4 protein-coding genes are annotated in these 12,294 nt (G+C 63.4%); 1 reads left to right on the plus strand and 3 read right to left on the minus strand.

Translation table 11 applies throughout. From position 1 onward, the window contains the following. Both DK368_RS19425 and DK368_RS19430 read right to left on the minus strand, forming a co-directional pair. Positions 1–7,144: two-partner secretion domain-containing protein (locus DK368_RS19425; protein ID WP_114395644.1), on the minus strand; the 7,144-nt coding region annotated here is incomplete at its 3' end. A 13-nt stretch (positions 7,145–7,157) separates the two neighbouring features. Then, entirely contained in the window at positions 7,158–8,858 is a 1,701-nt protein-coding gene (locus tag DK368_RS19430) for a ShlB/FhaC/HecB family hemolysin secretion/activation protein (RefSeq protein WP_114395645.1), read from the minus strand. Positions 8,859–9,168: 310 nt separating this feature from the next. Here DK368_RS19430 and DK368_RS19435 point away from each other — a divergent pair, with 310 nt between their 5' ends. Further along, positions 9,169–9,564 (plus strand): DUF6491 family protein, encoded by a 396-nt coding sequence (locus tag DK368_RS19435; RefSeq protein ID WP_114395646.1) that lies wholly within the window; start codon positions 9,169–9,171, stop codon positions 9,562–9,564. 149 nt (positions 9,565–9,713) lie between these two features. Here the strand turns inward: DK368_RS19435 and DK368_RS19440 are convergent, their stop codons facing one another. After that, positions 9,714–12,191: a TonB-dependent receptor gene (locus DK368_RS19440; protein ID WP_205028302.1), complete on the minus strand. Its 2,478-nt coding sequence runs from the start codon at positions 12,189–12,191 to the stop codon at positions 9,714–9,716. Positions 12,192–12,294: the final 103 nt, after the last annotated feature.

The raw sequence follows: 12,294 nt of genomic DNA on the forward strand, positions 1-12,294 counted from the left end.
TGCTGACCAGCGACAGGCCGCTGATGCTGTCGCCATTGACCAGCCCGCTGGCGCTGTAGCCGCTGAGGCTGGCGCTGGCGCCGTAGGTCTTGCTGGCATTGCCCACGCTGATGGTCAGCGCCGCCGGATTGACCGTCAGCGTGCCGTCGACATAGGTGATGCTGTAGTTCGACAGGCCCGAGCCTGTGGCCGCGCTGCCGACGATGCTGTAGCTGCCGACGCCGGCCGCCGTGCCCGACCCGCTGCTGCTGAGGCTGATGGACGTGACCGTATCGCCATTGACCAGACCGCTGGCGCTGTAGCCGCTGAGGCTGGCGCTGGCGCCGTAGGTCTTCGTGGCATTGCCCACGCTGATGGTCAGCGCCGCCGGATTGACCGTCAGCGTGCCGTCGACATAGGTGATGCTGTAGTTCGACAGGCCCGAGCCCGTGGCATCCGACGCGATGATCGTATAGCTGCCGACACCGGCCGCTGTCCCCGTGCCGCCGCTGGCTAGCAGGGTCAGCCCGGTGATGCTGTCACCGCTGACCAGACCGCTGGCGGTGTAGCCGGTCACGCTGATGCTGCTGCCGTAGGTCTTGGTGGCGCCGCTGGCCGTGATGGTCAGCGGGGCGGGCGTGATCGTCAGCGTGCCGCCATAGACGAACTGGAACAGCCCATCGGCATAGCTGGCGCCGCTGCCCCCCAACAGGGCGGTCCCCACTGGCGTATTGGCACTGGCGGGTGCCCAGGTCAGCCCGACGGTGGACAGGCCGCTGGTGATGCTGTTGCCGTTCTGGTCGAAGGCGCCGGTCACGCTGACGGATCCGGCCCCCTGGCCATAGACGCCCGTCCCCGATCCGGTCAGGGTGATATAGGGCAGCGCCTTCAGTATCGGATAGGGATAGCCCTGGACCCAGTCGTTAGCGCTGAAGACAGATTGGACAATCGGGCCATTGCTGAACCATTCGGCTGTGGAAAGTCCCGCGACCGTTCCCGATGTATTGCTATTGCTGACGCCCACGGTCAGGCCGGATTTGGTGACATCCCAGAAACTGTCAATGACCGTGCCGCTCCCGCTGCCGCCCCCCACCAGACCGGCCACGCCTGTGCCCGCCAGCGCGGTGATGCTGTTGGCCGCATAGGTTGCGGAAATCACCCCGGTATTATAGCCAGCCAGACCGCCAACGGAGTTGGCATTCGGTGCTGCGACGATGCTGGCCGTGCTGTAAGCCTTGACAATGGTTCCACCGCTATTGGAACCAACCAGCCCACCAACGTTCGAGGAATAGAGATCGACGACAATAGAGCCGGTGGCATAAACGTTGGAGAGCGAGCCGATATTCTGACCAATCAACGCACCGACATTGGTTGCGTTCTGTCCGGCCCGCAGGGTGACATTGGCGGCGCTGTTGAAAACGCGGCCACTGTTCATACCGAAAAGACCACCGACGGCACTATTGTTAGACCCAAGATCAAACGTACCGGACGCGAAGACATTCCCCACCGTGCCCGCATTATTACCGGCCAGCATCCCGATATTCTGATTAGAACCAGAACTGGTTATGGAAACATTGCTGAGGGTGAGGCTGGAAACCACACCGGTGGTCCCGATATAGGAAATCAGACCCGCATTATTGTAGTCGGCATTGGCAATGGTCAGGCCGGAAATCGTGCGGCCCCAGCCATTGAGCGCCCCATTGAAGAAGGTCGGCGCACTGTTGGAGTTCGCCGTATTAAACCCGATCGGCACCCAGCCCTTGGAGGACCAAAGGCCGCCGGGCCGCGTCAGTTCGTTCATCGTGATGTCGGCGATGATCTGGTACTGCGCCGTCGTATCCAGATTGATCAGCTGCAACTGGTGGGCATTGCTGACGGTCTTGGAATATTCCATCCGCAGCATGGGCCGCGTATAGCCGTTGACCATGTACCAGGTATTGACCAGGTCCAACCCGCTATAGGTGGCCGTGGCATAGGCGGCCGTCCCGCTGACATCGGTGCCGGTGAAGCTGCCGGTACCGCCGCCGGCCCCTACCGTCTGGCCGCTGGTGCTGCTGTCCCAATAGACAGTGGCGATGGTGCCGTCATTGCTACCGGCAAAGGCGCCCACCATCCCGGCACCCGCACCGGCGGTCACCCCGCCGCTGGCAAAGACGGTGGTGATCAGGCCGGTATTATAGCCGACCAAGCCACCGACAGCCGTGGCGCCGGCCCCCGCCGTAACGCCGGCGGTGGCATAGGCGACGCTGACGGTGCCGCTGTTGGCACCGACCAGCCCGCCCACATGTTGGGCGCCGCTGCCGGCGGTCAGCGTACCCGTGGCATAGGCGCTGAGGAGGGTGCCGGCATTGGTCGCGGCCAACAGGGCGACATTGCCGCCCCCACCCACGACCGTGCCTTCATAGATGCCGACACTGGTCAGCACGCCAGCACTGCCCACCGAGGCGAACAGGGCGACGTTGCTGATGCCGGCATTGTTGATATAGAGGTTGTTGATGGCGTGGCCCTGGCCATCCAGCGTGCCGGTGAAACTGTCAGGCGCGGCATTGCTGCCGCTGCCGCTGAACCCGATGGGCAGGAAACCCGTGGCCGTGTTCCACACGCCCGATGCGTTGCGCACCTCCCCCATATTGATGTCGCGGGACAGCGTGTAGCTGGCCGACAGGTTCAGGTTGACCAGCTGCAACTGGTGCGCATTGGAGATGCTGGTGCTGTATTCCGCGCGCAGGATGGGGCGTGTGTAGCCTTCCAGCAGGTACCAGGTGTTGCTGAAATCGAAATTGCCATAGGTGGCGCTGCTATAGGCATCGCCACTGGTGAAACCGGTGACGCCAGTGGAACTGCCGCTGCCCACACCCAGGTTAAGACCCGTCGTTGTGCGGTCCCAATAGGCGCTGATGATGACGTTGCTGTTAAGCCCCACCAACCCGACCACATTCTCGGAACCGGTTCCCGCCACCACACTGCCGGTGGCATAGGCATTGGCGATGGTGCCGGTATTTCTGCCGACGAGTCCGGCCACATTAATGCCGGTGCGGTTGACCGACACGCCCCCCAGCGCATAGGCGTTGATGACAGTGCCCGTATTAAAGCCAACCAGCCCGGCGACATTCTGAGCATCATTGCCGGCCCGCACCGTGGCGCTGGCATAGGAGTTGGTGACAATGCCGTTATTGCGGCCCACCAGTCCGCCCACCACCTCTGCGGCCGAACCGACGCTGACCGTACCGGTGGCGTAAGAGGTGCTGACGGTGCCGTTGTTGAAGCCAACCAAGCCAGCGACCTGCACGGCGAATTGGCCCGCCTGCACGGTGCCGCTGGCATCGCTGGCGGTGACGCTGCCGCTGTTGGAACCGATCAACCCACCGATGTCGGAGGCATCGTCACCCAGCAGGATATTGGCCAGCGCCGTGCCGCCATATACCTCACCGGCATTGCGACCGATCAGGCCGCCCACAGCAGAGGCGTTGGCACCCGCCAGGATGCTGCCCGTGGCGCTGCTGTTCAGAATGCGGCCGGTGCCGCTGTTCTGCCCGGCCAGCAGGCCGGCAAAGCTGAGCATATTGCCGGCGGTGATGGTGGCGGTGGCCGAACTGGCGCTGACGGTGCCCTCGTTGCTGCCGACCAGACCGCCAACGTAGCTGATGCTGCTGCCCAGGGCGGTGATAAGGCCGCTGGCCGCCACTCCGCTGACCGTACCCAGGTTGACCGCGGCCAGCAGGCCCAGATAATTCCCCCCGCCGGTGACCGACGCCCCGGTCAGGGTCAGGTTGGACACCGAACCGCTGACACCGATGGTGCTGAACAGGCCCAGGCTGCCCGACGCCGTCTGGTTGATGGTCAGGCCGCTGACACTGTAGCCCCGGCCATCCAGCGTGCCGGAAAAGGCCAGGGGGACGAAACCCGTGGCTGTGTTCCACAGGCTATTGGCACTGGCCAGCTCCGCCATAGTGATGTTCGCACCAAGGACATATGTGCCCGACGGGTTGACAGCGATGGCCTGCAACTGGTGGGCATTGACAATGGTGGTCCAATTCTGCGCCCGCAGGAAGGGCCGCGTTGCACCCTCGATCTGATACCAGATGCTGGTGAAATCAAAATTGCTGTAGGTAGCGGAGGAAAAGGCCGCCGTGCCGCTGACCCCGGTCGCAGAGAAGCTGCCGCCAGAACTGGTGCCATAGGCATTCAACTGGCCCGTGCTGCTGGTATCCCAATAACTATTAAGCACCGTACTGCTGGCGATGAGGCCGACCAGGCCGCCCACGGAAACGCCGGTGGCCGCCGTAACCGGGCTGCTGGACCAGACATTGGCAACCGTAGCCAAAACCGTACCACTCGTGGCGACCTGCCCGATCAGGCCGCCGACAGCGGTGGACCCGACCCCGGCCGTCACACTGCCGGTTGAATAGGCCCCGGTGACGATGCTGCCAAAGACACGGCCGACCAGCCCACCAACATTGCTGGCGACGGAGCCTCCAATAACCCGCCCGGTGGCAAAGCTGCCCAGCACCGACGATGAGGTCAGATTGAAGGCCTCTGCCGATCCGACCAGCCCGCCGACATAGGTGGCGGAACGACCAACCGAAACGGTGCCAGAGGCAAAGCTGCCGCTGACAACGCCACTCTGCATATGCCCGACAAGCCCGCCGATATATTGCGCAGAGGCATTAATTGCCGCCGCGTTGCCAACCGCAATATCGCCGGTCGCATAGCTGTTGAAAACCCGGGCACTGACAACGGTGGCGGTTGTCTGGGAATTGACGCCAACCAGACCACCAACATACTGGTTGCCCGTGCCGCCAAGGGTGATATTCCCCGTCGCATAAGAGTTGGTGATAAGACCTGAACTGCTGCCGACCAGGCCGCCAATGCGGGTCGACGCATTCTGGAGCCCGATATTGACCGCCGCATGGGCGTTGGCGATCGTGCCGTTGAGATTGATCCCGACCAGCCCGCCAATATACTGCGTCAAACTGGCGGTGCTGGTGGTGGCCGTGATCGTACCGGTGGCGTAGGAATTGAGTACGGTCAGCCCCGTCGCGTCGCCCGCCACCCCGCCGATGCGCACATTCGACACGCCAAGGATGAAGTTGATATTGGCGTAACTGTCGCTGATATAGGAATTGGCCGTGGCCTGCCCGGCCAGGCCACCCATGGCTGTTATGCCCGTGCCATTTGCCGTTGTGATCGTGGCGTTGCTGTTCAGGATGGTGCCGGCATTCAGCACGCCCACCAGCCCCCCCAGGCCCGTGAGGCGGGAACCCGTGATGGTGCCAGTGACGGAGCTGTTGAAAACGGTGCCGGACATCCGCCCGGACAGGAAACCCCAGGCCGTCGTGGCCGACGTCGGCACACCGCCACTGATGGTGGCGTTGGTCAGCACCAGATTGGCCAGTGAACCGGTACTGCCGACGGTGCTGAACAGCCCGATGTTGGACCACCCGGCCTGGCTCAGGGTCAGCCCGCTGATCGTATGGCCCAGCCCGTCCAGCGTACCGCCGAAGACAAACGACGGGGTGGCATTGGCGCCGGTGCTGTTAAACCCGATGGGCGTCCAGGCGCCGGTCAGCGTCAGGTTACTGGCCAGGGCATAGGAACCCGTCGCACTGATGGCTGCCAACTGCGCCGACGATGTGATCATCGTATAGGCGGTGCCGTTGATGTTCAGCCCAGTGGTCAGGTCCACCGGGGCGTTGGCGGCAAAGCGCCCGCCAGTACCACCATTATTGGTGACAACCGACAGGCTGCTGCCGGACATGGCGGCATTGACGGTGACACCGCGATAGGCATCCAGCGTCAGGGAATTGGCCGAACTCCAGGTGATGCCGGAATTGACGAAGATATCGCCATTGCCGCTGGCATTGGTGCCGCCGCCCGCCGCCACGCCGGTGGTGTTGACGGCGGTATTGGTGGTCTGCAGCGTGACATTGCCCGAGGCCAGGGCGGCCTGGATGGCGCTGGCATAGGCGGCGTTCACCGTCAGGTCATAGGGGTCCAGCAGCCAGTTGCCGGCCTTGCCCTTGTCGGCCCCCACATCGACCCGGACCCCATCGAAGGCCAGATTGTGGCCCGAGGTCTCGACAAAGCCGCCATCGCCCCACAGTTTGCCGCCGCGGGCCAGCAGAGTGCCGTGCGCCGCGGTATCCCGGCTGTTGACGATGACCGTGCCGCCCTTGCCGCTGTCGGTGGCCGACGCATCGATGCGGCTGCGGGCATCCATGGTGACGGACGCGGTCTGGGCGTCGCCGACCAGCACCGTGCCACCGCCCTTGGTCCCCTTGGCGCTGAACAGCGCCCCTTCCAGGGTGATGGGGCCGCTGGCATCCAGGACCAGGGTCCCGCCCTTGTCGGTCAGGCTGTCGGCCTCAATCACGCCGGTGGCCTTGATGACGCCGGCATTGACCCGGTTCAGGGCCTGGGCCGACAGGTAGACGGACCCACCACCGGACTGGATGATGCCTCCGGCTTCGATCTCGGCCCGGACCAGGGAGGCATCCACCTTCAGCGGAGCGCCACCCTCGGGGCGCAGAACCACGGTTTCGCCCGCCGCCAGAACGACCGAGCCCAGTTCGGCCCGGACATAGCCCAGGTTGGTGATCTTCGGCGCCAGCAGGGCGATGGAGCCGTCACGCGCCGTGACACGGCCCAGATTGACGATCGATCCGTCCGACGAACCGCGCGTGAAGGAGAGGGTGCCCTTCTCGAAGTCCTCGTCGGCGATATCCAGGGTCGAGGCGATCAGCCCGCCCACATCCACCGTGCTGCCGCCGCCGAAGACAACCCCATTGGGATTGACCAGGATCACCGTGCCGGTGGCACGCAGGGCACCATCGATCATCGATGTCTCGCCACCGCGCACGCGGTTCAGGGTCATCGACCCGGTGCCGGGCTGATGGAAGGTGACGCTGGCCGCCGATCCGACGTTGAACCGGTCCCAGGAGATGATGGCCTTGTCCGTCGTCTGGGTGACGGTCATGGCCGTGCCGGCCGTGGCGATGCTGGCCGTCCCCGCCTGCACCTGTCCGCCCGTGGGCAGGGCGCCGGGAGCCTGGGACGACTGGGCCCAGGCCGCACCGGTCAGGGCCTGAAGCACCGAGAGAACAGCCGTGCAGCCCAGCAGATGGGCGCGGAAGACGGAAACCTTGCGAGGGGTCTGGCCAGCCATCGTCACACCTGCCTTACACCGAAAGAATCAATTGCATCCAGGCGCGCAATTCAGCCCGCCGTTCATTGGCCGCCCGCAGATCCATGCCGCGCCCGGCATCCGGACCGATCCGCCTGGCAACCGTGGTATTGACCTGGATCCTGTCCAGCGGACGCCACTGCACGCTGGCGCCCACATCCTGCTGCACATAGGAGTTGTGCGGGGATTCTAGCCCCTGCCAGCCCTCCCAGAGTTCCTTGTGCTGTTCGATCAGGCCGCCATCCCAGAAGGCGGCCAGGCGCAGATCGTCCTGCAGCTGATGCCCGACCTCGATGGTCAGCATGACGCCCTGATCACCGCTGCCTGCATTGACCGGATAGCCCCGCGTGCCGTTCATCCCGCCCAGGGAGAACTGCTCGGAACTGTTGAGGTTCTTGCTGGAGACCTGGCCCGACAACGCAACCAGCGCATCGCCGCCCTCCCACAGGGATTGCCGCCGCGCGATCGACAAGGTCATCTTGCCGTAACGGCCATGGGTGTCGGCGGTGGCCTTGTCCAGGGCCTTGTTGCCGGCATCGCCGGACAGGTCGACAGTGCCGGCTTCGACGGCCGCGTCCAGCATGAACACGCCGCCGCCCTGCCACTGGTCCCGCAGGACATGGTGGGCGGACAGGGTCACGGAGGCCAGACGGTTCCGGGCCGTCTGCACCCCGGCCACCTTGTCCCTGGTCCATTTATGTTCGACGCCCAGCGACAGGCTGAGCGGCTCCGCCGAGGATTGGAGCGCCAGCCAGCGCGCCACCAGTCCGGCCGTCTGGGCCGTGCCCGAAGGTTTGCTGACATTGACATCCGCCGGGATGTCATAGGTCAGCGCCGCCCCCATCCCCTCCAGCCACAACTCGCCGTCCAGCACCGGCGCACCGGCCGAAACCTGACCATACCGGGAGGCCCGGGTGACCTGGCCGACCACGGTGGCCTGTTCGCCGAAGCCGTTGGGATTGCTCATGGTCAGCATGCCCAGGCCACGCACGCGGCCGATGTCATGGGCGGAATTGTTGTCGAGGATGACGGTGCCGGTCAGCAGCGGCGGCTCACGCAGCTTGAGGATGACATCGGTCGTCCCCTCTTCCTCACCGGCATCGAGGATGCCGACGGCCTGCATGCCAGGGATGATCCCCAGATTGGAAACGCCAGTGGCCACGGCCCCGGGGCGCAAGGGGTCGCCGGCCGGATTCTGGGCATGGATGAAATCCGCCGCCCGCGCAGGGTCCAGCCGGGTGTCGCTGCTGGGATCGATCTTCACCCGCCCCATGCGGGCTTCCAGCACCTGGATGGTGACGATCCCGCCCGCCAGGTTCTGCCGCGGCAGGACGGCACGGGCCAGCAGGTCGCGCTTGGCGTAATAACGGCTGATCTTGGCCGCCGCCTCCTTGAGGTCACCCAGGGTGCAGTCGCGCCCCACATACTCCGCAACCTGGTCCTGCAACTCCTTTTCGGCGATCAGGGTGGACAGAATCCGGAAGCCGGCGACCCGTACCGTCTGCCCCTCTTTCAGAAAGCCGTCATCGGGCGCGGCCGGTGCCAGATCGGGCACCGACGGGGTGGGAGGAGCTGTCTTCGGGATGTTGCGCTCGACATCGCGCAGGATCTGCCCGGCATCCTGGGCCAGCGCCAGCGGGCTCACGCCCGTGCCGAGAAGGGAGGTGAGGGCGAGGAGGATCTGCTTCGTGCGCAACAGGGCACCTGGGCTGGCCGGGAGGGGGAAGGACAGGAATAAGGCTTATACCTTTAGCATAGGTTTTTGCATAGGCCGAGCGTCTCGACCCTCAATTAAAGATTATACGACAGAAACAGTGTGGCCGCTGGGTGAAAAGACTATGCGTGCGCGCCAAACGCTCGCCGCCCGGGGCTGCCCCGTTCGGGCGCCACCGGCGCGGAGCGCCGTTACGAGCCTGCCCCGGCACATCGCTCGGGGCATATCCGCGCCGCCCCTACCGCCGCCCGGATGATAGGCTCGTCATCCGCCGGTCCCGACGAGGTGAGACATGACGCGCCATCTGTACATCATTCTGCCGCTGCTGCTGGCCGGTTGCGCAGCCGACAGCAGCCCGGACGCCGGTCCTGCGGGCACGGCCGTCACCAGCGTCACCGCCGGTGATGCGACCAGCGGCGCCGGCACCGCCTGCACCTGGAGCAGCGGACTCCGCAATTGGAAACGGGTGGACCGTCAGCATCTGCTGCTGCAGACCGACGATGGCTGGTACCGGGCCGAACTGGGCGGCCTGTGCGACGCCGATCTCGACGACGTCACCACCCTGGCCCTGGGCAGCACCGCCGGAACGGTCTGCCCCATGGATGCCATCTTCCTGAACGGACAGCGCTGCACCATTACCGGCCTCTTCAAGATGCAGGATCAGTTCACCGGCGCACAGCGGAGATAGCACCAAACAGGAAAAGGGCGGCCGTTGTGGCCGCCCTTTCTGTAACCGCATAGTGACCTGCTCCGGCAGGTTCAGATGTTTTCTCCTGAACCTGCCGCCTTTCAGGACGGAAGGGGAAATTCCCCTTCCGATCAACTTCTCGCAGGCGATCAGAAGCTCAGACGCAGGGAGCCCTGAACAGTCCGCGGGGCACCGACACTGGCGGTCCGGGTCCCGCTGATGGCCGTGCTGATGTTGTTCATATAGAAGCGGTCGAAAACGTTCTTGACGTTGATCTGGAAGGACGAACCCTCGGTTCCTAGCACCGAGTCCAGATCGTAGCGCAGATCCAGATCCACAACAGTGTAGGACGGGGTGTATTCCGTATTCACGTCGTTGGTCCAGCGCTTGCCGACATACTTCATCTGCGCGCCAAAGGTGAAATCGTACAGCTTGTACTGGGCACGGGTGGACACCGTCCATTTCGGCGTCTCAGATTCTTCCTTGCCCTTCGTCAGAGCAACCGTGCCGGCACCGGTATCAATATTCTCCTTCACCTCAGTGTCGATGTAGGAGGTCGAGAGGTAGAGGGTCAGGTTATCGATCGGCTCGACACCGACTTCGGCATCGACGCCCATCATGTCTTCACGACCGATGTTGCGGTCGAGGCTGAGCCGCAGATCCTCATCATAAGAGGACTTAATCCGGTCATAGTAGCGGGTGTAATAGGCCGACACCGAGCCGATGACGATGCCGGACTGGTACCGGTAACCGACATCCACAGTCTTGGTCGTCTCAGGATCAGCATCCGGCAGGCTCAGCCCGTACAAGCTGTCCGTACGCGGCAGCGAGATGCCCTCGGCGTAGCTGGCATAGACCAGGTGGTCTTCCGCCGGCTTGAAGGCGACGCTCAGATTCGGAAGCACGTCGTCGTACTTCTTGGTCGCGCTGTAGGGCTGCAGGATGATGCCCGACGCGGTGGTCGGCACCGAGGCCGCGCAGTACTGGTTGCTGTTCAGATCGCCCGAGTTCGTGCGGAAAGGCGAGTTGCTGGTGCCCAGAGTCTGAACCGTATAGCAGAACTGGTTCAACTCACGCTTGAAGAACGGTGCGCGCACGCCGGCGGTCAGGCGCAGCCGCTCGTCCAGGAACTTGCCGGTATATTCGGCTGAGAGCTGGTTCAACTCAGCGACGGAGTAACGGTCACGGCCACGCATGGCCAAACCGTTGGCACCGATGACCTGGGTTCCTTCCTTGCCACCGAACAGGTTGTTCGGCTGCCCGTCGGCGCTGATGTAGGTGTACTCGCCGGTCTGGCGGTGACGACCGTAATCAAGCGTGTAACCGAAGCGCAGGCGGTGATTGTCGTTGATCTCCCACAGGACGGAGGAGGTCAGCCCCGGGCGCCAGGTGTTGGTGTTGTTCGGGCGATACAGGCGAACCTGATCGATTTCACAGCTGCTGCCCAGCGGAATGATGCCGCCGATGACGCCGGTGCAGTCGCCATTCAGATCGACACCCTTGGCAATAGCAGTGCCATTGGCCCCACCAATCAGACGCCAGTCATTTTCATAAATGACGCTGGTGCCGCCGCCATTGGCCAACGTGTACTGGATGTACGGATCGAAGGTCAGGGTCACGCTGTCGGACAGCGAGAACTTCGACTGGGCACGGATGTTACCCGTGTTCGACGGATTAGTATTGAACTCGTAGTAATCGCCATTGGCCCCAGCATCCACGTCAACAGTTCCGGGAGTCACCGTGGGCGTAATGTATTTCGGATTATAATCGTAATCTTCAATACCCTGATTGAACTGAGCACGACTAATATTACGATAGAACGTGTTGCGATTTTCGTTGTAATGGAAAGCCAGGCTGACGAAATCGTCGCCTTTCAGCGGCTGGTAGATTCGGCCATTGACCTGCTTCTTTTCAAGCTCGCCCGGCCCCTTGAACTTGTTGTAGTCGGTATAAGACGCAGCAATGAAGGATTTTGTCTTGTAGGGACCCAGCTCGCCGGTATCCGCGGAGGCGAAGACGCGACGATAGGCGAAGGAGCCAATGGCAACCGAGCCCGTGGCATCCGGCGTATCGGACGGCAGGCGCGTTACATAGTTGATTGTGCCGCCGGTGGCAGAACCGGTCGGGCTATCGACGTCGGTGCTGCCCAGATTGACATTGACGCGGTCAATGACCTCCGAGTCCAGCTGCTGGTTCGTATAAACAGCGTAGTTGCCAGTATCGTTCAGCGGAATACCGTCGAACTGCAGGGACACGCGGTTGCCGTCAAAGCCGCGCATGCGGATATTGCCGCCGCTGTTGCCGTAGGGATCGGAGTTCGTGAAATTCACGCCGGGAAGCAGGTTGATGGTGTCCAGAACCGACTGGCCCGCCATCTGAGAGGAGATGTACTCCTGCGTGATGGTCGAACGGGCCTTAGCGGCCTGCTCGGCGCGGATCAGACCGCCGACAGAAGCCTGTTCCCGCGTGCCGGTGACGATGATTTCTTCCAGCTGCGACGCGGTGGACTGCGCCAGGGCCGGCGCCGCCCAGCTGGCGGCGACCATGGCGACAGCGCCGGTGCCGAGCTTCAGCAGGTTGCGATATCGGCGCAGATCGCCGCGGGTCGAAGTAGCAAGCATGGTCATACGTGGCCCCCAATAGCCGGTCGAATGGCGCGGAAAGAAGCAGAGACCTATGTCGGTCGTGTAAAGGATTTATGACGCTTATGTTACATCGTCCCTGGGCACT

The organism is Oleisolibacter albus (genome assembly GCF_003336875.1).
Lineage (GTDB): Bacteria > Pseudomonadota > Alphaproteobacteria > Azospirillales > Azospirillaceae > Niveispirillum > Niveispirillum album.

Excerpts from the sequence above, each read along its gene's own strand:
- DK368_RS19435 (WP_114395646.1), top strand. The coding sequence starts at position 9,169 with ATGACGCGCCATCTGTACATCATTCTGCCGCTGCTGCTGGCCGGTTGC.
- DK368_RS19440 (WP_205028302.1), bottom strand. The coding sequence starts at position 12,191 with ATGACCATGCTTGCTACTTCGACCCGCGGCGATCTGCGCCGATATCGC.